At 61.0% G+C, this 25,585-nt stretch carries 13 protein-coding genes, 1 rRNA gene and 1 pseudogene; 4 read left to right on the top strand and 11 right to left on the bottom strand.

Going from position 1 to position 25,585, the window contains the following annotated elements:
* Positions 1-59 precede the first annotated feature (59 nt).
* Positions 60-175 (top strand): 5S ribosomal RNA (gene rrf / locus PMI25_RS13430).
* A 64-nt stretch (positions 176-239) separates the two neighbouring features.
* Here rrf and PMI25_RS13425 read toward each other — a convergent pair.
* The 4 genes from PMI25_RS13425 to PMI25_RS13410 all read right to left on the bottom strand — a co-directional run bounded on the left by PMI25_RS13425 (position 240) and on the right by PMI25_RS13410 (position 5,585).
* Complete coding sequence (locus tag PMI25_RS13425; RefSeq protein ID WP_007962001.1) at positions 240-1,418, bottom strand: PepSY-associated TM helix domain-containing protein; 1,179 nt, start codon at positions 1,416-1,418, stop codon at positions 240-242.
* A gap of 76 nt (positions 1,419-1,494) precedes the next feature.
* Positions 1,495-3,996, bottom strand: a complete 2,502-nt coding sequence (locus PMI25_RS13420; protein ID WP_007962002.1) for a TonB-dependent siderophore receptor — start codon at positions 3,994-3,996, stop codon at positions 1,495-1,497.
* Between the two features lie 87 nt (positions 3,997-4,083).
* The gene (locus PMI25_RS13415) at positions 4,084-5,085 is read right to left on the bottom strand and encodes a FecR domain-containing protein (RefSeq protein ID WP_007962006.1); all 1,002 of its coding nucleotides are present in this window, start codon (positions 5,083-5,085) and stop codon (positions 4,084-4,086) included.
* Entirely contained in the window at positions 5,085-5,585 is a 501-nt protein-coding gene (locus PMI25_RS13410; protein ID WP_007962007.1) for a sigma-70 family RNA polymerase sigma factor, read from the bottom strand. The genes PMI25_RS13415 and PMI25_RS13410 overlap by 1 nt, the downstream gene beginning before the upstream one ends.
* Positions 5,586-5,896: 311 nt before the next feature.
* Here PMI25_RS13410 and PMI25_RS13405 point away from each other — a divergent pair, with 311 nt between their 5' ends.
* Positions 5,897-7,777 (top strand): methyl-accepting chemotaxis protein, encoded by a 1,881-nt coding sequence (locus PMI25_RS13405; RefSeq protein WP_007962008.1) that lies wholly within the window; start codon positions 5,897-5,899, stop codon positions 7,775-7,777.
* Between the two features lie 146 nt (positions 7,778-7,923).
* Here the strand turns inward: PMI25_RS13405 and PMI25_RS13400 are convergent, their stop codons facing one another.
* The 5 genes from PMI25_RS13400 to PMI25_RS13380 form a co-directional block, all read right to left on the bottom strand.
* Positions 7,924-8,391, bottom strand: a complete 468-nt coding sequence (locus PMI25_RS13400) for an SRPBCC family protein (RefSeq protein ID WP_007962009.1) — start codon at positions 8,389-8,391, stop codon at positions 7,924-7,926.
* A gap of 22 nt (positions 8,392-8,413) precedes the next feature.
* Positions 8,414-11,806, bottom strand: a complete 3,393-nt coding sequence (locus PMI25_RS13395; RefSeq protein ID WP_007962011.1) for an amino acid adenylation domain-containing protein — start codon at positions 11,804-11,806, stop codon at positions 8,414-8,416.
* 13 nt (positions 11,807-11,819) lie between these two features.
* Entirely contained in the window at positions 11,820-12,749 is a 930-nt protein-coding gene (locus PMI25_RS13390; RefSeq protein WP_007962012.1) for a diiron oxygenase, read from the bottom strand.
* On the bottom strand, positions 12,746-13,522 hold the full coding sequence (locus tag PMI25_RS13385) for a DUF3050 domain-containing protein (RefSeq protein ID WP_007962013.1): 777 nt from the start codon (positions 13,520-13,522) through the stop codon (positions 12,746-12,748). Before PMI25_RS13385 ends, PMI25_RS13390 begins: the two co-directional genes overlap by 4 nt.
* A 770-nt stretch (positions 13,523-14,292) precedes the next feature.
* Entirely contained in the window at positions 14,293-15,003 is a 711-nt protein-coding gene (locus tag PMI25_RS13380) for a GntR family transcriptional regulator (RefSeq protein ID WP_007962014.1), read from the bottom strand.
* A 196-nt stretch (positions 15,004-15,199) separates the two neighbouring features.
* Here PMI25_RS13380 and lapG point away from each other — a divergent pair, with 196 nt between their 5' ends.
* Together lapG and lapD are read left to right on the top strand one after the other, a co-directional pair.
* Entirely contained in the window at positions 15,200-15,892 is a 693-nt protein-coding gene (gene lapG / locus PMI25_RS13375) for a cysteine protease LapG (protein ID WP_007962016.1), read from the top strand.
* 14 nt (positions 15,893-15,906) lie between these two features.
* Complete coding sequence (lapD, locus tag PMI25_RS13370; protein ID WP_007962017.1) at positions 15,907-17,853, top strand: cyclic di-GMP receptor LapD; 1,947 nt, start codon at positions 15,907-15,909, stop codon at positions 17,851-17,853.
* A 214-nt stretch (positions 17,854-18,067) separates the two neighbouring features.
* Here the strand turns inward: lapD and PMI25_RS13365 are convergent, their stop codons facing one another.
* Complete coding sequence (locus PMI25_RS13365; RefSeq protein ID WP_007962018.1) at positions 18,068-18,406, bottom strand: hypothetical protein; 339 nt, start codon at positions 18,404-18,406, stop codon at positions 18,068-18,070.
* 148 nt (positions 18,407-18,554) lie between these two features.
* Positions 18,555-25,585, bottom strand: a pseudogene (locus tag PMI25_RS13360) (LapA family giant adhesin); the annotation flags it as partial.

Raw genomic sequence — 25,585 nt, 5'->3', positions numbered from 1 at the left:
AGTAGAAGTCACCGATTTTGCTGGCACGTTACCGTGTTGACGGGCCAGATACAGAATTTCTTGACGACCATAGAGCGTTGGAACCACCTGATCCCATCCCGAACTCAGAAGTGAAACGATGCATCGCCGATGGTAGTGTGGGGTTTCCCCATGTGAGAGTAGGTCATCGTCAAGATTAAATTCCAGAACCCCTGTCTGTTAACGCAGACAGGGGTTTTGTCGTTTCAGGGCTCCCAAACTCAGACCGCTTTGCGAGCCCTGCTGATGCGCCGGGCTTGCCACTTACGCCACCAGATGTAGACGCCAGTCCCTGACAGCCCCGCAATTAGAACGCCCAATACCGCGATGATCACTTGCCCGGTGAAGCCGATGATCCGTCCGCCATGTATCGGCAACTGCAATCGGTAAAACCGCTCTCCCAACGTGCCTTGCCCGGCGATTTCCTGCCCCAATAATCGTCCGTCACTACCATGGAGGAACAACCAGGATTTTCCATGGGCTTCAGTGTCATGCTGGCCGAATCCTGCGCCGTAGAAGTTGTATTCAAAGCTGTAATACAACTCCCCGATTGCCGCTGTCAGCCCCAATCTCTTTCCCTCCTGCGATGCCCTTTCGTACGCCTGTTGATAACTCAATTGCGTCACCCCCAACTCGGAAGGAGGCATTCGTCCTCGGGCTTCATAAACGCTCGGCTCAATCGGCGAAAACAGCGACACTGTTGATTTGAATACCTGACTAGGCAGGTTCATCGCGACACTGCTGACCGCAATCGGTAGCAACAACAACCACAGCCACAATCCCCCCGCACGATGCAGGTCGAAGTTGAGCCGATAAGCGTGCCCGCCCTTGATTTTCCAAGCCGTCGACCATTTCTTCCAGAACGGTTTGCCACGAGGAAATGTCAGCCACAGCGCGATGAAGCAATCGATCACCCAGGCGCTGGCAACCAGACCCATCAACCACAAGCCCCAGTTACCGGGCAGGGTCAGGTTGTAATGAAACTCGAGAATGAACGGAATGAAGTTCTCCCGCGCAAAGCAGCACTCGCCCCAGTAACGTTGGCCTTTCTGCTCGGCATTGACCGGATCCAGATAGAACACCTGGTTGCGCTCATCAAACGGTTTGCCTGTCGCCGGGTCGTTACGCGGAACAGCTGCCAATAGCGCGGTATGCCCCAACTCGTCCGGATACTCCATGTACCAGACCTGCAGCCTCGGATGCGTGGTTTGCACAGCCTCGACCAATGCCCCGGGAGGCAATCGCTGACCCTCTGCGGAGGCTGCATAAAACTGCGGATTCAGCCACTCATCCAACTCATGATTGAACGCCAGAATGCTCCCGGTGATCCCGGCCAGCAGCAAAAACACCGCCGTCGCCAGCCCGATATAGCGATGCAACAACACCAATAATGCGCGCATGAAATTTCCCCACAAAGACGACAAAGCCAGCCCCTGAACAAGCAGGGGCTGGCTTTTTTATGCACAAGGCAAAGGCTTAGAACTGGTAGCTGACCGTGGCGGCGACGTTGCGCTCTTCGCCCATGTAGCAGAAGTTCAGACTCGCGCAGGAGGCTACGTAGGATTCATTGGTCAGGTTGTTCGCATTCAAGCGAACGTCGACACCCTTCAAGCCGATCTTGCCCAAGTCATAACCGATGGATGCGTCGAACAAGGTGTAGGAAGGCACCTTCAGCGTGTTTTCGGCATCCGCCCAGCTGTAACCGACATAACGCACACCACCGCCCAGACGCAGGCCGTCGAGTGCCGCGCTGTCGAATTTGTAATCCGCCCACAACGAGGCCATGTGCCGCGGTGCCTGAGTTGGCGAGTTGCCTTTGTTCTCGATCACATCGGTCGGCGTGCTCAAGGTGCTGACCATCGATTTCGAATACTCGATATCGGTGAAGGTGTAGCTGCCGAGTACTTTCAGGTTGTCGGTCACCTGCATGTGCGCTTCCAGTTCCAGGCCTTGCGAACGGACAGCGCCTACCGCGCGGTAGAAGTTTTCCTGCGGCAGTTTGGTCGCCAGATTTTCTTGATCAATGCGGAACAGCGAGGCGGTGAACAGGTTGTCGGTGCCCGGCGGCTGGTACTTCAGGCCGACTTCCCATTGCGTACCATCGGTCGGCGGCAGCGGATTGCCGGCGCTGTCGGCATACGAGTTCGGGTTAAACGACTCGGAATAGCTGATGTACGGCGCCAGGCCGTTATCGAACAGATACAACGCGCCAGCGCGGCCGGTCAGTTTGGTGCGGCGGTCATTGATTTCCGTGCCCACCGGACGGCCCGCTTCGGCGATACGGTTCTCATCGGAAGTCTCGACCCAGTCCTGACGCAAACCCAGCGAGAAGCGCCATTGGTCCATCTCGATCAGATCCTGCAGGTACACGCCGGTCTGCTCCAGGCGTCGCAGGTAACTGGTCTCGCCGTACATGTCGATCGCCGAGTTGCCGTAGACCGGATTGAACGCATTGATCGGCGCCAGACCGCCGCTGGTCCAGTCGACCACCGTTTTGCGCCGCTGATAGTCCGCACCCATCAACACGGTGTGCTTGGTAGCCCCGGTGAAGAATTCGGCCTGCAGCATGTTGTCGACGATGAAGGCATGCAGGCGCTCATCGCCGCCGGTGTAGTAGCGGTTCAGTTCGTTGCTGGTTGGTGTCGTCCAGCCATAGGCGTAGACCTGATCCATATTCACTTTGGAGTCGAGGTAACGGAAATTCTGCCTAGCCGTGAAGACATCGTTGAAGCGATGTTCGAACTGATAGCCGAACGATTGCTGATCCCGCGAGTAGCCATCAATCCCCGGCTCACCCTCGAAGAAGTGCGGCGAAATACGATTGCCGTTGCGCTGATGAATCGTCCCGTCTGCCGGCACGCCGCCGTGGTAGCCGCCATCCGGATCATGTTGCAGATACGCCTGCAGCGTCAGCGAGGTGTCTTCAGTGAAATCGATGCTCAGGGTCGGGGCGAGGGCGAAGCGTTTTTCCTTGTTGTGGTCGAATTGTGTGTCGGACTGATCGGTCAAACCGGTCAGACGATAGGCAATGCGCTTGTCGTCATCGACCGGGCCGCTGAAGTCAAAACCAACACCGCGCTGGCCTTGGGTACCGACCGTGGCCTGCACCTGATGATAGGCCTCGTACAACGGCTTTTTACTGGTCAGCGCCACCAGCCCACCGGGCGAACTGCGGCCGTACAACACCGACGAGGGGCCTTTGAGAATATCCACGCGCTCAAGGAAATACGGATCGACCTGCATGGTGCTGTAGGTGCCGCTGTCGCCCATCGACTTGAGGCCGTCGAGATAGATGTTGTCCACCGAGCCGTCGTTGAAACCGCGCATCGCCACGTAGTCGTAGCGATGGGTCGCGCCGTAAGGGTTGGTCAGCACCCCGGGGGTATAACGCATCGCCTGGGAGACGGTCTGCGAGCCTTGGTCGTCCATTTGCTCGCGGGTGACCACCGATACGCTTTGCGAAGTTTCCAGCAGCGCGGTGCTGGTCTTGGTGGCGATCTGGCTGTGGGTGGCGTTGTAGCCTTCCATGCTGCCCAGCGCGTTGCCGAGGGCGAAGCCTTTGATGTCGGTGGTCGGCAGCGCCAGTGCGGCGCTATCGCTGACTGAGTGCAGGATGTAGCTGCTGCCGTCCTGGCTGAGCGCTTCCAGCCCCGAGCCGCTGAGCAAATGGCTCAGCGCCTGATCGGTTGAGTATTCGCCCTGTACGCCCGGAGACTGTCGCCCCTGCGTTTGCTGCGGGGTCATCGACAAGGTGATGCCCGCCTGACGCGCAAACTGGTTCAGCGCTTCGCCCAGCGGGCCGGCGGCGATGTTGTAGCGATGACTGCTCGCTTCACTGGTGTTGGCGGCGAGGCTAATGCCAGGCAATGCACCGGCACCCAGAACGGTGGAGAGCAGGGCGGCGCGAATGGCGTGGCGCAGCAGGCCCGATTCGGCAGTGAAATTCAGCGGGTTCTTACAGGTGAGGCGGACAGTCATTGTAGGTTTCCGTGGCAAGTCGCAAAGGCTGAGTTGAAGTGCTTACTGACCAAGCCGGACTTGTCGCGAAAACCCGCCAAAATAAATTCAGGCCACTGCTTCCAGCGTGACCCACCAACGGGTGCGATAACGCAATTGCACCGGCAACGTCTGCGGCAGGATGGCCAGCAACTTGTCAGTGTCCTCCAGGCGGAACACTCCGGACAGGCGCAAGTCCGCCACCTGCGGCGCGCACGTCACAAAGCCCTGACGATAACGCCCGACTTCATTGAGGAAATCGCCCAGGCGCATATTGCGGGTCACAATCAAACCATCGGCCCACGCGCCCACGTCCATATCCAGTGGCGCTGCCGGGCGCACCTGATGATGATCGATCAGATAGGTCTGCCCGGCGAGTGCCTCGACGAAGGTTGCGCCGCTGCGGATGGCGACGCTCCCTGAGCTGACGGTGAGCCGTGTGCAATCGCTGTCCTGACGCAGGATGAAGCGGGCTTTTATCGGCTCATAAATGCCATGACGACTTTGCACGCGAAGTGGCCGGTTGAACGTCGCGCCTTCATCGTTACCGCCGCATGTGACGATGATTTCGCCGCGAGTGAGTTTGATCAGCCGCTGCTGCGCGGTGTAGTCCAGATCCACTGCGCTGGCAGTGTTCAGCTCGATCCGCGTGCCGTCGGGCAACTGGAACCCGCGGCGCTCGCCGGTCGCCGTAGCGTAATCAGCGCGCCACTGCTGCCAGACGGAGGTGTCCTTGGCCAGCCACGCCGCGGAGCCCATCAGCACCGCGCCAGACAGCAGCTTCAAGGCCTGTCGCCGTCCGAGTCCTTGCGCACTGTTTTCCAGCGTGTTCAGCGCCACGTGCGCGCCGGGCACTGCGCGCAGGTTATGGCTCAATTCCGCCTGCAGCGACTGCACGCGCTGCCAGGCCAGTTCATGCTCATGATGTTCGGCGCGCCACGCGTCGCACTGATGAGTCAGGCGCGCATTGCCATGGTTGTTGCGCAGCCGCAGCAGCCAGTGAATGGCTTGTTTGACCACCTGTTGCGGCGGTTCGGCGCGTCGCCCGGTCGAGAGGTTATCCACAGGCATCAGCTGTCGTACCGCAACACGTAGCAGTGATACAGCGCATCGGCGACGTAACGTTCGACTGAGCGCAGCGACAAGCCCATCTGCGCGGCAATCTGCTTGTGGGTCAAACCTTCGCACTGCGCCAGCAGAAACGCCTGACGCACTTTCGGTCGCAAGCCTTCAAGCATGCGCGCGATGTTCTCGAGCAACTCGATTACCAAGGCGCGGGTTTCGGCGCTCGGGGTTTCGGCTTCGGGCAAATGCGCGATGGTTTCGAGATAGGCGCGTTCGATTTCTTCACGGCGCCAATGGTCGATCACCAGACCACGGGCGATGGTGCGTAAAAATGCGCGAGGCGCCTTGAGTTCCAGGCGTTCGCTGCGCTGTAACAGACGGACGAAGGTGTCCTGGGCCAGATCTGCGGCATCCGCGGCGTTGCCCAGCCGCGCCCGCAGCCAGGCGTTGAGCCAGCCGTGATGACTTCTGTAAAGCGTCTGCACTGCAAACTCAGGTGAGGACATGAACGCGACAGCCCGAACGTCACAAATGATAATTAGTCGCATTTTTATCAGGGGCTGCGAATTTTGCAACCTCCGCTCGGAGATCCAGCAAAAAAACTTCGTTGCGAACGCTCTGGCACGCCGTTCGGCGGGAATCTGACAGAAATGCCGGGCATTTCCCACGCAGCCCTAAGATTTCCGTGAATGGTGCCGACAGACTGGTGAGACATGCGTGCACCAAAGTAGAGCGGCCGTCAGAACGCCGCCTGCGCTGTACATGGAATGTTGCATCCCGGAACGCATCCCCACTTTTGCATAAGAAGTCCCATGAAATGAATCTCAAGTTCAGCCATAAAATCCTGTTGGCCGCCTCGGGCGTCGTGGTCCTGGCTTTCGCTTTGTTCACCCTCTACAACGACTATCTGCAGCGCAACACCATTCGCCAGAACCTTCAGTCGTCCGTGCAGCAGGCCGGCGATCTGACCGCCAGCAGCGTGCAGAACTGGATGAGTGGGCGAATTCTGGTGCTGGAAAACCTCGCGCAGAACGTTGCCCATCAGGGCAAGGACGCCGACTTCCCTGGGCTGGTCGATCAACCGGCCTTCACCTCGAACTTCCAGTTCACCTACGTCGGTCAGGCCAACGGAGTGTTCACCCAGCGCCCTGACGCGAAGATGCCCGACGGCTACGACCCGCGTCAGCGCCCTTGGTACAAGCAGGCCGTGGTCGCCGACAAAACCATGTTGACCCCGCCATACATGGCGGCGGTCGGCGGTCTGGTCGTGACCATCGCCATGCCGGTGAAAAAGAATGGCGAACTGCTGGGTGTGGTCGGCGGTGACCTGAGCCTGGAAACACTGGTGAAGATCATCAACTCGGTGGATTTCGGTGGCCTCGGTCACGCGTTCCTGGTCAGCGGTGACGGTCAGGTGATCGTCAGCCCGGACAAAGACCAAGTGATGAAGAACCTCAAGGACATCTACCCGAATTCCGGTGTGCGCATCGAGAAGGGCAACCAGAACGTGGTGCTCAACGGCCAGGAACGCATCCTGTCGTTCACCCCGGTCAGCGACTTGCCGAATGCCGACTGGTACATCGGTCTGTCGATCGATCGCGACAAGGCCTACGCCGCCCTCAGCCAGTTCCGTACTTCGGCGCTGATCGCGATGTTCGTCGCGGTCGCTGCGATTGCGCTGCTGCTGAGCCTGCTGATCAACGTGCTGATGCGTCCGCTGACCACCATGGGCCGCGCGATGCAGGACATCGCTCAAGGCGAAGGCGACCTGACCCGGCGTCTGGTCGTGGCAGGCAAGGATGAGTTCGCCGAACTGGGCAGCGCGTTCAACCAGTTCGTCGAGCGCATTCATGCGTCGATTTCCGAAGTGTCGTCGGCCACCCGTCACGTGCACGACCTGTCGCAACGCGTGATGGCCTCGTCCAACGCCTCGATCGTCGGTTCCGACGAGCAAAGCGCGCGTACCAACAGTGTCGCCGCCGCGATCAACCAATTGGGCGCCGCCACTCAGGAAATCGCCCGCAACGCCGCTGATGCCTCGCAGCACGCCAGCGGCGCGAGCGAGCAGGCCGATGACGGTCGTCAGGTGGTCGAGCAGACCATTCAGGCGATGACCGAGCTGTCGCAGAAGATCAGCCTGTCGTGCACCCAGATCGAAACCCTGAATGCCAGCACCGACAACATCGGCCACATCCTCGATGTGATCAAAGGCATCTCGCAGCAGACCAATTTGCTGGCGCTCAACGCGGCCATCGAAGCGGCCCGTGCCGGTGAAGCCGGGCGTGGTTTTGCGGTAGTGGCGGACGAAGTGCGCAACCTCGCCCACCGCACCCAGGAATCGGCGGAAGAGATCCACAAAATGATCACCTCCTTGCAGGTCGGTTCGCGTGAAGCGGTGACCACCATGAACGCCAGTCAGGCGTCCAGCGAAGAGAGCGTTGAAGTGGCCAACCAGGCCGGCCTGCGCCTGGTCAGCGTGACCCAGCGCATCGGCGAAATCGACGGCATGAACCAGTCGGTGGCCGCAGCCACCGAAGAGCAGACGGCGGTGGTGGAAACCCTCAACGTCGACGTCAACCAGATCAACCTGCTGAACCAGCAGAGCGTGGCCAACCTCAATGAAACATTGAAGGATTGCGATGCGTTGTCGCAGCAGGCCAATCGGTTGAAGCAGTTGGTCGACAGTTTCAAGATCTGACGTCAAGCAGACCGCGTTATCGTTCATCGCGGGCAAGCCCGCTCCCACAGGATTTCTGGCGAACACAACATCTGTGACCGACCTGGAACCTGTGGGAGCTGGCTTGCCAGCGATAGTGGCGGTGCAATCACCGCAAAGCCGAAGCCTTAGACAAACAGCTTCAGCACATTCCCCATCGCATCATCGGCAAACCCCTGCACGAAATCCTTGAATCCCGGCAGTGCCTCGGTACCTCCGCTGGCCGGCTCGGCAATGATCGTCCAGGTCGCCCGCGACTTCCCCGCTCCCAATGATTCCACGTTCATTGCTGCCCACAAATTCGCCACACCTAAGGTGTTGTAGATCGTGGTCCAGGTCATGGCCCGTGCCTGCTCATCGCGGGAGTTGAGTTGCTCGACCACCACGTTGCCGTCCTTGAAGAATTTCTTGCGCAGCGAGGACACACCTTCGCCGGTCATTTCAATGTGCGACAGCGCCGGAATAAAGCGATCGAAGCCGGCGAAATTGCCGACCACCGCCCAGACCTGCGCCGCGTCCGCCGGCACTTCCACCGACGACACAACGTGGCAGCCGTGCGGGTTTTTGATCAGGGTGTCGGGTTGCAGATTGCTCATGGTGTTGCTCCTTTTGGGTGAACTAGATGAAGTTGATCTGTTTCAGGTAGTCGCAGCCGCGACGCAGCAGCGCCGGGGATTTTTCCGGATACTGCGCACCCATCTGCTGCACACCGGCTTCGGCGTTGGCGTGGCCGATCAGGGAGATGTCGCCGATGTCTTCCTCGAAGCCGTTGAGGTAGAAGCCGAGCACGCCGAACAGCGCGTTGTCGGCGTCGACCCGGCCCAGTTGCTGCTGCCAGTCGGCGACGCTGACCAGCGAGAACTCGCTGCCGGTTTCGCGGAACGAAGTGACGTAGGCGTCCCAACTCAGCGGCTCGGGGTTGTGCAGGTTGAACACCGCTCTTTCGCTCGAGTAACGGCTGGCGTGGAAAGCGATGAAGCGGGCGAGAAAGTCCACCGGCATCAGGTCGAAATTCAGTGCGAAGGCCGGTACCTGACCGAGCTGGATCGAACCCTTGAGCATCAGCATCAAACGGTTTTTGTGCGGCTGGCAGACGCCGCTCAGGCTGTTGAAGCTGATGTTGCCGGGGCGATACAGATTGACCCACACCCCGCGTTCGCGGGCCCGTTCGAGGATGCGTTCGCCGACCCACTTCGACAGGTTGTAGCCGTTGCGGATGTAGATTGGCGGGGTCGCTGCGGCGGGCAATTCGAGCACGAGGCCTTCGCTATCGACGGTGCTGGAAGCGGAAAGCGTCGAGACAAAGTTGAAGACCTTTTTGCTGCGCCCTTCACACAGGCGCAGCAGCTCGAAAATCGGCTCGACGTTATCCGCTGCCAGCGACTCGTAATCGAGTACGTGGTTGACGTTGGCGGCGTTGTGCACCAATGCGCCGAACTCGCGATCGAGGCGCTGATAATCGTCATCGGCCAAACTCAGTTGCGGGCGGGTGATGTCTGCCGAATAGATCCGCACCCGACTCAGATCCAGATGCTCCAGACGATTTTCGCGCAACGCCTGAGCAAAACGCTGTGCCGCCGTTTGCCCGCCGCCGTCCCGTACCAGGCAGGCCACTTCGCTGGCGCCCCAACCGAGCAGCGCTTCGACGATGTGTACGCCGACAAAGCTGTTGGCGCCGGTGACGATCACCTTGTGCACATCGCCCAGACGGCTGATCGGCAGCGGCTCGATGTGCAGCGCACGCTCGGCGTCGGCCATGGCCTGGGCGCTGAGCACCGCGCTGTCATCGGTACCGCGCACCAGCGTGGCGAGTTTGATGATGGTCGGCAGTTCGATGAAGCGGTTGATCGAGATGCTGCGCCCGAATTCCTCACGCAAGCGCAGCAACATCCGCGACAACAGGATCGAATGCCCACCGAGATTGAAGAAGCTTTCGTCGGTGGAAATATCGCTGCTCGGCAGCTCCAGCAACTCTGCCCAGATCTCCAGCAGCAGCGCTTCGTCAGCGTTTACCGGCAGGCATTTCGGGCCACTGTCCTGCACGCTGACCGGCAGCTCCAGCAACGCCTTGCGATCGACCTTGCCGTTGCTGGCGAACGGCATCTGCGCCAGTTCAGTCCACGCCACCGGTTGCATATAGTCCGGCAGAAACTGCTGCGCATGCGCCTTCAATAGATCGCGGGCAGCGTCCGACTGCGGCTGCGCAAGGAACGCCAGAATCCGCCGCTGGTTGTCGATCACCACCGCCACCTGACGGTACAACTGGCTCTCGCGCAGGCAGCGCTCGATCTCTTCCGGCTCGACCCGGAAACCACGGATCTTCACCTGATTGTCGCGCCGTCCGCACAGCTCGATACCGTGCTCGCCCCACTTGGCCATATCGCCGCTGCGGTAAGCGCGTAAGGTCTCACCGTGCGGCAGTTGCAGGGTCAGATAACGCTCGGCAGTCTGCTGCGGATTGTTCAGATAGCCGAGGCAGACGCCGGGGCCGACGATGAACAATTCGCCGACAGTGTTATCCGGCACTGGTTGCAGATCGTCATCGAGAATCAGCACCTGACTGTTGGCGATCGGTGCGCCTAGGGTGCGGTTGCTGTCACCCGGTTTGAGCTGGCGGGCGGTGATCAGCACCGTCGCTTCGGTGGGGCCGTAGAGGTTGTGCAGCTTGCCCTGACGGGTCAACTGCTCGATGACGAAGGGCTCGCAAACGTCGCCTCCAGTCATCACCTCCACGCCCTGCAGTTGTTCCAATGGCAGGATGCTCAGCAGCGCCGGCGGCAGGAACGCATGGGTCAGTTGCCGACGGCGGATCAGCGCCACCAGTTGCAATGGATCGCGCCGTTGCGTGTCATCCGGCACCACCAGCTCGGCGCCTTGCAGCAGGCTCGGGAAGATATCGATCAGCGACGAGTCGAAGCTCAGCGAAGAGAACTGCAACACCCGGCTCTCGGCGCGCAGCTGCACGTAATCGGCGTACCACGCGGTGAAGTGCGCAAGGTTCGCCTGGCTCAAGAGCACGCCCTTCGGATGCCCGGTGGTGCCGGAGGTGTAGAGCGCCATGCACGGTGCTTCAAGCGTCGGTCGCTGACGCATCAATGGCAGATCGAGATCGGCGTCGGCACTGTCGATACGACTGACATCCAGCCCGGGCATTGACTCGCTGAGCGGGTGCTCGCCGTCGTGCAACAACAACACCGCGCCGGCGTTTTGCAGGATGTATTGCTGGCGCTGCAACGGATGGCTCGGCTCCAGCGGCAGATACACGGCGCCACTGCCGAGCACCGCCAGAATCGAGGCGAACAGCGCCGGACTTTTCGGCTGGCAGATGCCCACGATCCACGGCTGCGGATGTTGTTCGAGCAACGGTTGCAGACGTTGCTGGATCGCCCGGCTGTGAGCATGTAACTGACGATAGCTGAGCGACTGCTCGGCGAGGTGCAGCGCCGGTCGTTCGGCGTGTTCGATCAGACTCTCTTGCAGGCGCTCGATCAGCGGGATCTGCGCCTGCTTCAGCAGCACCGAACTGGCCGTGTCGTTGAGGCGATGGACGTAGGCCAGGCTGTCGAGAAACCGCAGGTCCTCCACCTGTTCGAAGTCCGGTGCCGTGGCGGGCATCGCCTGCTGGAAATACTCGGCATCGCGGGAGAAGCGGCTGACCAGCAGCGCGACTTCCTCGACCACCTGCGCCAGCACCCGCTGGCGCAGTGCCTGTCCGTTGCCGGACGGCTCATCGCCAATCGGCACACGGCTGATCAGTGACGAGCCGAGGAAGCACAGCAGGTCGAGTGTCGGCAAACCGCCATGGCCCGGCGCCCCGATACCCAGACGCAGATGCAAGTGCGGGATGGCGCAGAAATCGCCAGCGCCGATGAAGCCATCGTCGATGATCAGATCCACCGGCGATTGCGCCGTACCGCTGCGTCGTAAGGAATGACCGTGTTGTTCGAGTTCCTGCGCCAGGTCGGTCATGGCCTGGCTGGCGCCAATCAGCAAAATGTCGAGACGTCTCATGTCGGCCTCCTCATCAAACCAGATAGTCACGCAGGGCGTGCTGCACGCACGGCGTGTCGAGCAGCGAGCTGCTGTGGAAAAACCGCACGATGTTGCCCACCAGCGGATGGTGGCGATTGATCGGAAAGGCCAGTCCGGCCATCTCGTCCTTGAGCGAGCGGCGCACTGCCTCGCTGACCGGCAGGGCGTCGATCAGGCGCAGATCGAAGGACTTCTGGATGTCGTTGGTCAGGTAATGGCTGATGAACACCGGCAGGATCTGCGCGATGGTTTCCCGGTCCGCCTCACTGGCGGTGTGCCAATAGATGCGCACCATGCGCGCCCAGAAGCTGGAATGCCGGCCCTCGTCGAGCAAGTGATCGGCCATCAACCCTTTGATCGACGGCTTGACTGTGTCGTCCCGGGCGAATGCGGCGACGTCACCAGTCACGGTGTTCTCGGCGATGGCCACGCAGATCAGCTCCACCGCGCTGCGCAGGTGCTCCGGCGCCAGTGCCACAGCGGCAGGAATCGCCCGGTTCAGTTCGATTTCAACGGGTAGTTCGATCGGCACGATGCCGGTCATGGCCACGGTCTGCTGCATGAAATCCATCGCCACCAGTGCGTGATAATCCTCGTCCACCACCACGGTCATGGCGTCGTAGCGACAGGCGAACGGGAACGGCACCGCGAAGCGATTCTTGGCGATGGCGCGGGCGGTCCGGTCGACGATTTCGGTCTCGAAAATCACCACGTCGTTGATGAACTTGTATAGCGTCTGCACCAGGGCAAAATCACGCTGCTGCGGGCATTCGCGCAGGAAGGTTTCGCTGAGCACCAGGGGCTGGCGGCTCAACGGATAGATCAGGCGCTCATCGTCTTCGAGCACGCGCCGTGGCCGGGTGCGGATGGTGGCGCGGGTTTCCCAGGCGTCGGCGAAGGATTGATAGTCGGCGGCGTTCATTGGGCCACCTCCGCCAAAGGTTCACGCATGCTCAGACGCAGGCCGTCCCACAGGGCGATGCGGCTTTCCACGGCCGCGATGGCGCTGGCATAAACCTCGGCTTCGCGCTGCGGATCGCCGTCGACCAGACGCTCAAGCAATTGCTCCGCCGCCGGACCGTGATCTTCGGAGTCGACCTCGATGTGGCGCTCCAGGTAATAGCGAAAGGTCGGCGCCTGTTCGATGCCGATCCCCCAGTCATCGAGGATGCGCTGGAACATCGTCGGGATCACGCTCTCGCGACCATGCAGGAACGCGGCAGCAACGCTGTGGCCCGGTGCATGCAGCGCGGTGTGCAGCGTTTCGCGAACAAATGTCGCCGCAGCCGGATCCACCTCGACGCTTTGCAGCGCCACGTCATAGCTCACGCCTTCCTGTTGCAGCGCGACAAAGCGTTCGACCGCCGTGGTGCTCGCACCGACTTCGCGCATCGCGTCCAGGTACAGTTCGAAATGGCTGTAATGGCCGTGAGCGGGACGATCATCCGACTCTTCGCCAAGCACGATCTCGTTGATCAGCCGCGCAGCATGCGGATCGCGTGGCGGCAGCCATGGCAGGCGGGTGCAGGTTAGTTCCTGCTGCAGGCGTTTGGTCAGCGACATGAAATCCCACACGGCGAATACGTGGGATTCCATGAACCGGCGCAGTACCGATAACGAATCGATTTCAGTGAAGATCGGGTGAACGCTCAATTGCGCTTTTTTCAGGGCGAGCTGTTCTTTAGTTGGCATCATGGCGAACCTCGGTGTTATTGGAATAGAGGGAGTTGCTCGTTCAGTGCATCAACGCGGACTTTATAAATTTGAAATGTTTTCTATTGGCGAACGCGGGCCTCATTCGGATTAATGGAAGTTTGCAAAGTGCATGAAAGGCTCTCGGTCGTGCGTTGGCGACTATTTGCCAAAGCTATTGACTGACTGCAGAGCGGCGCCGTATTCGCGGGGCGAACCCTGCTCGGCGAGGAAAAGCTAATACATCGTCAAATAACTTAACAAGTTTATTTTTAATTATTTTTAGTTGTATGTTTTTCAAGTATGAGTCGGCCTGGTAAAACTTTTGATTTAAGTTTTACTTGGGCGTAGTTGCTCCTTTCGGCAAATAATGGCCAAAATTGAATACAAGAGTGAATGCCTCACTCAAAGCAACTTTAAGCAGCGAAAAATTGGTGTGATGTATAGGAATGAAAGTGGGCCGGAAACGGCGCCGTAACTTCCTTTTATCCCGTGGCAAGGCTCCTTCCGTAGGTTCCTGGTGCGGGGACTGCGCCGGCGGTGCGGTGCGTCGCCCGTTCTTCATGGGTTGGCCGTTAAAGAGTGCGGGTAAATTGGCGGGACGGCTATGCCCGATTCGTGCGCAGCGAGCTGCAATGCCGGGCTTATGGGGCGCTGGGAGGTTAGAGCGAACAGGCGGATCCGCCACCGGGTTTGCGGCAGACCGTAGAGGGGATTTGTAAGCGGGTTATTCGCCGGTCAGCTGCGGGAGCCTGGGACCGGCGTGGACAGCATCAGCGAACAGCCTTGCGGCTTTGTCCGGCGGGACTGGCGAGGAACCGGGTGATGACCTCGACGCCACGGTTGAGGTGATGTGTGAGCAGTTTCACCGACAGCTCGACATCGCGCGCGATCACGGCCTGGAGCATGGCGCGGTGATCTTCCTGGGACAGTTTGCCCAAGCCCATGGCTTCGAGGTTGAAACGCAGAAAGCGCTCCTCCTCGTTGAGGCCGTCTTCGACCAGCCGCAGCAGACGCTTATTGGGTGCCTTGCTGTACAGGGCCATGTGGAACAGGCGATTGAGCCGACCGATTTCGCTGTAGTCGTGCTGGGTTTCGAGTTCTTCGATATAGCCGGCGGCGTGTGCATGATCGGCGCTGGTCAGCAGCGGGATCGATTGGCGCATGGCTTCGGATTCGAGGAGGATCCGCAACTCGTAGGTTTCGGTGGCGTCGCCCTGAATCAGCGGCGCTACAACGGCGCCCTTGTGGGTGGTGACGCTCAGCAGTTCCTGCGCTTCGAGCTGGCGCAGAGCCTCGCGCACCGGCATGCGGCTGACCCCGAACAGATCGGCCAGGTCCTGCTGGCGCAGGGCGGTGCCGCACGGCAAGCGACCGTCAAGGATCGCCGAGCGCAGGGTCTCTTCGATGATCGAGCGGGCAAGGTGTGCGGGAATCGGCCCATCGACTTTGATGCTGTGCAGCGGTTTGGGCTTCTGTGTCACAACTACTCACCCTGAATGACCACGGAATTTGGATCCAAAGACACTAGTGATTGCTCTACAGGTTGTCAAACCATGTAAAGGATTGCTGTCCTGAATGAAGTTTAGCGCGATGGCGATGATCTCATGGTGCCATTGTTTTTTGCCGGGCTAAGCTTCACCATCAAACGCTTTCCTTCCTGCCCCCTGGAAACCTGCTGTGGCGGTACGTTTCGCGATCCCTCGGACTTTGCGCTGGCTAGGCTGCGCACTGCTGCTGGCCGGCGTCATGCTGGGCGGCCTGCATGCCGATTGGGATTTTTCCGCGATCAGCCGCAAAGCCACGGCGCTGTACGGCCCGTTGGGTGCCGGGCAGCAGCGGATCGATGCCTGGCAAAATCTGCTGGCCACGCAGAAACAGGTCAGCGAGATGGAAAAGCTCAAAGTGGTGAACCTGTTTTTCAACAAGCAGGTGCGTTATGTAGAGGATATCGATCTGTGGGGTCAGGTCGATTATTGGGAGACGCCCATCGAAGCGTTGTGGAAAGGCGCCGGCGATTGCGAAGACTACGCCATCGCCAAGTATTTCAGCCTGCGCCATCTCGGAGTCTCCAGTGACAAGCTGCGCATCACCTACGTCAAGGCACTGCGCCAGAATCGCGCGCACATGGTGCTGACTTACTACGCCACCCCCGATGCCATGCCGCTGGTGCTCGACAGCCTGATCGATCCGATTCAGCCGGCGTCCCAGCGAACCGATTTGCTGCCGGTCTACTCTTTCAATGCTGAAGGTCTGTACCTGCCGGGAGCCAAGGGCAATAAAAAGGTCGGTGACACCAAACGCCTGTCGCGCTGGCAGGATGTGCTGAAGAAAATGCAGGCCGAAGGTTTCCCGGTCGAAACGACTAACTAGGAGCACGCGCTCAGATGTCTTTGTTCAAACAGCTGTTGATCGCTATCTGTCTGTTCCTGGTGGTCGCCTTCACCGGCAGCTTCATGGTCAGTCTGGAGAGCTCGCGCACCCAGTACGTCAACCAGCTGCGCTCCCATGCCCAGGACGCCGCCACGGCGCTGGCGTTGTCGCTGACGCCGAATATCGACGACCCGGCGATGGTCGAGCTGCTGGTCAGCTCGATTTTCGACAGCGGCTATTACGCGAGCATCCGCGTGGTCGATCTCAAGACCGACCAGACCATTGTCGAGCGCAGCGGGATTCCGGCGGTGAGCAATGTGCCCGACTGGTTCGTCAACCTGATCGGTCTGGAGCCTGCCGGTGGCGACGCGCTGGTCAGCCGTGGCTGGGAGCAGGCGGCGCGGGTCGAGGTGGTCAGCCACCCGATGTTTGCCGTGGCCAAACTGTGGCAGAGCGCGTTGGGCAGCCTCGGCTGGCTGCTGCTGTGTGGCGCGGTCAGTGCAGTGCTCGGCGCGCTGCTGCTGCGCCGGCAATTGCGCCCGCTGGATTACATGGTCAAACAGTCCCACGCCATCGCCCGCCGCGAATTCCTCAGCCTGCCGGAGTTGCCGCGTACCCCTGAACTGCGGCGCGTGGTGCAGGCGATGAACCAGATGGTGGAGAAGCTCAAGGCGTTGTTCCAGGAGCAGGCCGAGCGCAGCGAAAAACTGCGTGCCGAGTCTTATCAGGACAACCTCACGGGGCTGGCCAACCGGCGCTATTTCGAGATGCAACTGCACAACCGCGTGAGCAACCCGGAGCAGGCCAGTTCCGGTTACCTGCTGCTGTTGCGGGTCAAGGACCTGGCCGGGCTCAACCAGCGCCTGGGCGGGCAGCGCACCGATGAACTGCTCAAAGCCGTGGGCCAGCAACTGTCCCGCGAGTGCGCCAAATACCCGGAAACCCAGAACCTCGTCACCCGGATTCGCGGTGGTGAGTTCGCCGTGCTGGCGCCGGGGCTGGTGCGCGAAGAAGCGCTGCAACTGGCGCAGAACCTCGACAGTGCGCTGAGCAGCCTGCACGCCACTGGCGCAACCGATGTGCCGGCCGTGGCTTCCATTGGCCTCGCCCCGTTTGCCCACGGCGATTCACCGCAAGCAGTACTGACCCTGGGCGATCAGGCGCTGGCGCAGGCCGAGGGGCAGGGCGAGCAAAACTGGGCGTGCATCGATCAGAGCCTGGTGGCGGACGTCGGTGACGATCACCATGCCTGGCATCGCTTGCTCGATCAGGCGCTGAACCAGCAGCGTTTCGAACTGTATTTCCAACCGGTGGTGGCCGCTCAGGACACGCAATTGGTGCTGCATTACAAAGTGCTTTCGCGCTTGCTGGATGAACAGGGCCAGACCATCCCGGCCGGGCGTTTCCTGCCGTGGCTCGAGCGTTTTGGCTGGACTGCGCGACTGGACCGTCTGATGCTCGAGCGCGTGCTGGAGCAAATGAAGGCGCATGAAGATTCGCTGGCGCTGAACCTGTCTTCGGCAACCCTGGCCGATCCACAAGCGCTGAACAAAGTGTTCGAGATTCTGCGCGCGCACTCCGACCTCGGCGAGCGCCTGACGCTGGAGATCGGCGAGGAGCAATTGCCGGAGCAAGCGGTGCTGGAGCAGTTGACCCGGCGCCTGCGTGAACTCGGTTTCTCTCTGAGTCTGCAGCGCTTTGGTGGACGCTTCAGCATGATCGGCAACCTGGCGCGGCTGGGGCTGGCGTACCTGAAGATCGATGGCAGTTACATTCGCGCGATCGATCAGGAGAGCGACAAGCGCCTGTTCATCGAGGCGATCCAGCGTGCGGCGCACAGCATCGACCTGCCGCTGATTGCCGAGCGGGTCGAGACCGAAGGGGAGTTGTCAGTGATTCGCGAGATGGGTCTGTATGGTGTGCAGGGGCAGTTGTTTGGTGAGCCGAAGCCTTGGCAGTGAGTCATCGCAAAAGCAACCCTCACCCTAGCCCTCTCCCAAAGGGAGAGGGGACTGACCGTGGGATATTGACGCAATACGCCGACGTGAACGATTTGCTCTGAATCCGTAATCGACTCGATTTCTCAGGTCGATGTACAGCGCCAAACACCTCAGTCGGCCCCCTCTCCCGGAGGGAGAGGGCTGGGGTGAGGGCAGGCTTTTGATTCTGGGCGGATCAGATCAACCCGGTCTCTTCATCGTCGATCAACTGGCTCAACCCGCCCAGCGCTTCCCGTGCCTGTGTCCGATCCATCAACTTGGCCTGCGCCGCCGGCGGCAGGTCGGTGACGCGGATCACGCCCTTCTGGGTCAGCACCTGAATCAGGTCGTCGAGTACCCGGATCATTTCCAGGTCGCTCTGTTTGAGCTGTTTCAGGCTGGTTTCCACCACTTCATTGGCGAACCAGGCCTGGATTTCATGGCTGTCGGCCGGCAGCGTTTCCGTGGCCTCGGCGTAGGCCGCGGCTTCCACGCGAATCAACAGACCTTGCGCATCGCGTTGCACGTAAAACATTGAGCATCCCTCAGAAAGAAACCAGCGTCATGCTGTCAGCAGCATAGGCCAACTGCGCGCGAGTATGCGGGGTGGCGAAGAAATCGTCACCGCTGAGTTGGCCGCAAACGTGACGGCCGCCCCAAGGGACGGCCGTTTGGTTTACGTATCAGCTGTTGTTGTGGTCGACCTTGATGGTCGGGTCGCTGCCGGCAATCAGGTTGTGAATGTTGGCGGTTGACCAGTTGTTGCCTTCCAGTTTGATCGTCACGTCCGGCGTGGCGGCTGCCGCATCGCCGGAGTTGAACTTGCCCGCCGAGCTGACTTGCAGCGAAGACGTGCCATCAACCGTGGTGATCTTCAGGAAGTTGTCGATGGTACTGCCGGTTTCACCCTGCAACAGATCGCGCAGGTCGATGCGGTCGCCTTCGTTGGCATTGAAGTCCTTGATCACATCGTTGCCGGTGTCGCCTGCTTTCCAGACGAAAGTGTCGGCACCGGAACCACCGATCAGGATGTCGTTGCCCTGGCCGCCGATCAGCGTGTCGTTGCCGGTGCCGCCGAGCAGGATGTCATTGCCCTTGCCGCCGTCGAGCAAGTCGTTACCGCCCGAGCCGAACAGGATGTCATTGCCCGCGCCGCCCAGCAGGGTGTCGTTGCCGTCATGTGCGCCGGACACATCGAACGCCTGATAGTGCTCGGTGATGTACTGGTGCACGTTGCTGGTGGTGACCTTGCTGACGTCGACGCCGGTCTGCTGCGCCACGAACGCCTGCATCGCCTGATAACCCTCGCCGGCAATGCCGTTGAAGCTCACCAGGTCGCCGAACAGGATGTCGTTGCCGTCGCCACCGCTGACGGTGTCGTTGCCCGGCATTGTCGCTTCGGTGTGGCCGATGATCGAATTGGCCAAATCCTTTGGATCGATGTTGGTTTGCGGCGAGTGATCCGAGTCATACGGTTTTAGGTCGTTGAGACTGACGCCGCTGTTGATACCGATCGCCTCGACATTCGACAGACCGCTGAGCAAGGCGAAGCTGCTGGTCGAGTTGTCGGTGGTGGCCGAGCTGGTGCTGCTGCCGGAGCCCGCCAGGCTCGACAGCTCATAAGTGCCGTCGCCCTGCGCGTGAACGGTGCCCAGGCTGCTCCAGTTCCAGCTGCCGTTTTTATACGTTTGCAGAACAGCAGCACCGGCGGCACTGATGCTCAGGTAATGCGTGCTGTCGATGTAAGTGCTGAAGGTATCGCCCAGCTTGTAGTTGCTGGTCGTCACCACACTGTCGAACTTCACGCTGCCGTACAGCGTCGGGTTGGTCTGCTCGCCGCTCTGGTAGTAGGTCGGCTGGCCGTCGGTGATGAAGTACGTGAGGTTCTTCGCCCCGGTGTTGGCCAGCGCTTCCGTGCTCTGGAAGAAGTTGGCCGTGGTCTTGAACACGTCTTCGTAGTTGGTGCCGCCGCCGGAGGTCATCGAGTCGAGCACGGCTTTGAGCTTGGTCAGCGCGTTCGAGTCATTGAGGTTCACCGACACCGACTTGTTGACCTGGGTATCGAAGTCCACCAGGAAGATGTTCACCGTGCCCGAGTTGCTGCCGCCCAGGCTCTGCTTGAGGGTGTTGAACACCGACGTCAGCGAGTCCTTGGCCGCGTTGATCGACGAGGTGCTCATGCTGCCCGAGCTGTCGACCATGAACGCGATGTTGTAGTTGGTGCCCGGCACCACGGTCAGACCGCCGATGTCGGCGACCATGATGTCGTTGCCATCGGTGCCGTTGAAGGTGTCATCGCCCGAGGTCCCGACCACCGCGTTGTACACCGCCGGCACCACAGTGACCGGAATCGTCGCGGTGCTGCTGGCCGAGCCGCCGACCATCTCGGTGGAGGTCGAGGTCACGGTCAGGTTGAACTGGCCGTTGTAGTAGGTCGGCGGGGTCACGGTCAGGCTGCCGAGGCTCCAGCCGGTGACGTTGGCTTCGCCGTTGCTTGCGGTGACGGTGAAGGTGTGGCCATGGCCGTCGGAGAGTACCGAGCCGACCGGCGCGCCACTGATCTTCACGCTCAGGGTTTCCGAGCCGTCGGTATCGGTCAGCGCGGTGTTGATCGCCGACAGTTTCACTGTGGTGCCTTCGGCGCCGGTGTTGAGCTTGTAGCCGTCGTAATAGCCTTCTCCGTTCGTGCCGTGCAGATCGGAGACGGTCACACCGGCGTTCACCAGATCCTGCACGCCGGTGTAGATCGGCACGCCGGCGCTGCTCAGGTCGATCGGCGTGCTGCCGTTGACCGACAGGTTGACGTCGTAGCTGCCCGGGCCGCTCTGGTTGTGGTGGTAGATGTCCAGGGTGTAGTAGCCGCTGGTGGTCGGGGTGAACGAACCACTGATCGCGCCGCCCGCGCCCCAGGTACCCGACGCCACGCTCTTGCCGCCAATGGTGATCAGCAGGCTGTCGTCAGCCACGCCGCTGAAGCTGTAGGTCTTGCCGGCTTCCAGATAGATCAGGCCCGAGGTTTTCGACGCAGTGCCCGCCGCGACGCTGCCGTCGGACTGCACGTTGGTCACGTTGGTGCTGGAGTTCGGGGTGCCGGCGCCGTCGATCACGTTTTTCAACGTGGTCGAGTCAGCGCCGTTGCCGCTGGTGCCCAGGCCCGACAGGCCGGTCCAGACTTCCTTGACCAGTCCGGTGGACTTCACGCTGTTGTCGGCCACGCTCACGGTCGGTGCATCCGCCACTGGCGTGATGTCGATCTTCACGGTGCCGGTGTTGCCCAGCAATTGGCCGTCGGTTGGCTGGAACTTGATCTGTGCGTAGTCGGCCTGGTTGTTGCCCATGCCGGTGCCGCCGTAACCGTTGACGCCCGACTCGTTGGCATCCGGCATGAAGCGCAGCTTGCCGGCGTCGATGTCAGCCTTGCTGAAGGTCTGGTTGTTGGCGACGTCTTTCCAGGTCGAACCGTCCAGATACTGCAGTTTGCCTTCGCCCGGCAGCTGGGTGATTTTGATCCCCAGGCTGCTGGCCGGGCTGTCGACGTCGGTCACACCGAAAGTCGACCAGCCGAGGATCAGCGGGGTGTCTTCGGTGCCGGTGACGTTGACCGGAGCCGCAACCGGCGCATCGTTGACCGCCACCACGTTGACCGTGGTGGTCGCGGTGTTGGAGTAGTTGCCGCCATCGGTCACGGTCACGGTGATGATCCGCGGCACGGTGCTCGGGTCTTCACTGCTGTTGGTGAAGGTGATGTTTTTGATGGCCTGCATGTAGTCGGCCAGCGTCGCGTTACCCGACAGGGTCAGGGTCACGGTGCCGTTGGTGCTGTTGGCATTGATGGTGATGCCGTTGACGCTGTTGCCGAGGTTCAGCGCATCGCCGTCCTGACGGTTGGTCAGGACGATGGTCGCGCCGGTCAGCATGGTGCTGTCCGGATCGGTGATCGTCAGGTCGGTATCGGCAATCGACACGCCGGCGCCCGGGGTGTTTTCGGTGAACGTCACCTTGTAGTCGGCACCGGTGGCGCCGCTGGAGTTGTTGGCATCCAGGTCGATGACCGGTGGCGCATCGTTGTCGATGATCGAGGTGCTGACGCTGCCGTTGGTGCTGCTGACGGCCAGATTCTCGAAGTTGCCGCCGGTAGCCGAGTCGATCTTGACCACGAAGTTCTCGGTGCCTTCGGTGATCTTGTCATCGATGGTCGCGACGTTGAACTGCGCGCTGCTGGCGCCCGCCGGGATCTTCACGGTGTACACGCCAGTGAAGTCCGAACCGTCGGCGGCGGTGCCGCTGTAGACGATTTTCAGGGTCACGTCGGTTTGGGCCGGGTGGGTCAGGCTGACGGTGTAGCTGGCGGTCTGGCCTTCGGTCACCGAGGTGCTGCCGGTGATGCTGACGGTGGTGGTGTCGATGGTATCGGCAACGTTGGTCACGGCCGGTGTCGTGCTCGGTACCAGGTTCTCGAAGTTGCCACCGCTGGCGTTGGTGATGGTCGCCTGCACGCTGCCGGCGTCTTTGTAGACGTCGTCAGCCGGAGCCGGAACGGTCACGGTGCCAGTGGTTTTGCCGGCGTCGATGGTGATCACCGAGCCGTTGCTCAGGGTCACGGTCACCGGCGAGCCGGCGGCGTTGCTCAGGGTGGCGGTATAGGTGATCTGGCCACCCTCGTTCACCGCCGGGGTCGCGGACAGCGACAGGTTGGTGGTGTCGATGGTGTCGGTCACGGTGGTGCTGACCGGCGTCTTGTCGGCGACGAGGTTCTCGTAGTTGCCGCCGGTCACGTTAGTGATCGAGTTGGTCAACGGCGCGTGACCGGTCAGCGCGTCATTCGGCGCGATGCTGGTCACGGTGCCGGTGGTTTTACCGATGTCGATGGTGATGGTCTGGCCGTTGGACAAGGTCACGACGACTGGCGAACCAGTGACCGGTGCGCCGACGGTGGCGGTGTAGGTGACGGTGCCACCTTCGGCCACGGTGCCCGTGGCGGTGAGTTTCACGCCAGTGGTGTCGATGGTGTCGGTGACGCTGGTCACGGCTGGCGTGGTGCTTGGCACCAGGTTTTCGAAACTGCCACCGGTGGCGGACTTGATCGTTGCCTGCACGGTGCCGGCGTCTTTGTAGACGTCGTCGGCTGGGGCTGGAACGGTCACGGTGCCCGTGGTTTTGCCCGCGTCGATGGTGATCACCGCGCCATTGCTCAATGTCACGGTGACTGGTGAGCCTGCAGCGTTGGTCAGCGTTGCGGTGTAAACGATCGAGCCACCTTCGGCCACGGTGCCGGTCGCGGACAGCGACAGGTTGGTGGTGTCGATGGTGTCGGTGACTGTGGTGCTAACCGGGGTCTTGTCGGCCACCAGGTTTTCGTAATTGCCGCCGCTGACATTGGTGATGGCGTTGGTCAACGGTGCATGGCCGGTCAGTGCATCGTTCGGCGCGGTGGTGGTTACCGTGCCGGTGGTTTTGCCGATGTCGATGGTGATGGTCTGGCCGTTGGCCAGAGTTACCATGACTGGCGAACCTGTGACTGGCGCACCGACGGTGGCGGTGTAGACGACGTTGCCGCCTTCAGCCGCTGTACCGGTGGCAGACAACTTCACGGTAGTGGTGTCGATGGTGTCGGTGACACTGGTCACGGCCGGCACGGTACTCGGCACCAGATTTTCGAAGTTGCCACCGTTGGCGTTGGTGATCGTGGCCTGAACGGTGCCGGCGTCCTTGTAGACGTCGTCGGCCGGAGCAGGGACGGTCACGGTGCCGGTGGTTTTGCCCGCGTCGATGGTGATCACGGCGCCGTTCGACAGAGTCACGGTGACTGGCGAACCAGCAGCGTTGGTCAGGGTCGCGGTGTAGATGATCGAACCGCCCTCGGCAACCGTGTTGGTGGCGCTCAGGGTCAGGTTGGTGGTGTCGACGGTATCGGTCACGGTGGTGCTGACCGGAGTCTTGTCGGCCACCAGATTTTCGTAGTTGCCGCCGGTCACGTTAGTGATCGCGTTGGTCAACGGCGCGTGGCCGGTCAGCGCGTCGTTCGGCGCGATGCTGGTCACGGTGCCGGTGGTTTTACCGATGTCGATGGTGATGGTCTGGCCGTTGGCCAGGGTCACGACGACAGGCGAGCCGGTCACAGGTGCACCGACAGTCGCGGTGTAGGTGACGGTGCCACCCTCGGCCACGGTGCCCGTGGCGGTGAGTTTCACGCCAGTGGTGTCGATGGTGTCGGTGACGCTGGTCACGGCTGGTGTGGTGCTTGGAACCAGGTTCTCGAAGCTGCCACCGGTCGCGGTTTTGATCGTTGCCTGAACAGTGCCGGCGTCTTTGTAGACGTCGTCGGCCGGGGCAGGGACGGTGACGGTACCGGTGGTTTTACCGGCGTCGATGGTGATGACTGCACCGTTGCTCAGCGTCACGGTCACTGGCGAGCCAGCGGCGTTGGTCAGCGTTGCGGTGTAAACAATCGAGCCACCTTCGGGCCACGGTGCCTGTGGCGCTGAGCGACAGGTTGGTGGTGTCGATGGTGTCGGTAACGGTGGTCGAAACCGGGGTCTTGTCGGCCACCAGGTTTTCGTAGTTGCCGCCGCTGACGTTGGTGATGGCGTTGGTCAGTGGCGCATGACCGGTCAACACGTCGTTAGGCGCGGTGGTGGTCACGGTGCCGGTGGTTTTGCCGACTTCGATGGTGATGTTCTGGCCGTTGGCCAGAGTCACGGTCACTGGCGAACCGGTTACCGGTGCACCAACGGTCGCGGTGTAGGTGACGGTACCACCTTCGGCAGCAGACTCGGTCGCGGTCAGTTTGACCGTCGTGGTGTCGATGGTGTCGGTGACGCTGGTCACGGCTGGCGTGGTGCTTGGCACCAGATTTTCGAAGTTGCCACCGGTGGCGGACTTGATCGTGGCCTGCACGGTGCTGGCGTCTTTGTAGACGTCATCAGCCGGTGCCGGAACGGTCACGGTACCGGTGGTTTTACCGGCGTCGATGGTGATCACGGCACCGTTGCTCAACGTCACGGTAACTGGCGAACCGGCAGCGTTGGTCAGCGTTGCGGTGTAAACGATCGAGCCACCTTCGGCCACGGTGCCGGTAGCGGACAGCGACAGGTTGGTGGTGTCGACTGTATCAGTGACCGTGGTGTTGACCGGGGTCTTGTCGGCAACGAGGTTTTCGTAGTTGCCACCGCTGACGTTGGTGATGGCGTTGGTCAACGGCGCATGGCCGGTCAGCGCATCGTTCGGTGCAGTAGTAGTGACGGTGCCGGTGGTTTTGCCGACTTCGATGGTGATGTTCTGACCATTAGCCAGAGTTACCACGACTGGCGAGCCAGTCACTGGCGCACCAACGGTCGCGGTGTAGGTGACGGTGCCACCTTCGGCAGCAGACTCGGTCGCGGTCAGCTTGACCGTGGTGGTATCGATGGTGTCGGTGACCTGAGTCACAGCCGGCACGGTGCTCGGTACCAGGTTTTCGAAGCTGCCACCGGTAGCGTTGGTGATCGTTGCCTGAACGGTGCCGGCGTCTTTGTACACGTCATCGGCAGGTGCCGGAACGGTCACAGTGCCAGTGGTTTTGCCCGCTTCGATGGTGATCACGGCGCCGTTGCTCAACGTCACGGTAACTGGCGAGCCAGCGGCGTTGGTCAAGGTCGCGGTGTAGATGATCGCACCGCCCTCGGCGACCGAGTTGGTTGCGCTCAGGGACAGGTTGGTGGTATCGACGAGTGTC

The sequence above is a fragment of the Pseudomonas sp. GM30 genome, from assembly GCF_000282275.2.
In the GTDB taxonomy this organism is placed as follows: Bacteria; Pseudomonadota; Gammaproteobacteria; order Pseudomonadales; family Pseudomonadaceae; genus Aquipseudomonas.
Note: the sequence above shows the minus strand (reverse complement) of the source record. Positions and strands in the feature narration are given on the sequence as shown.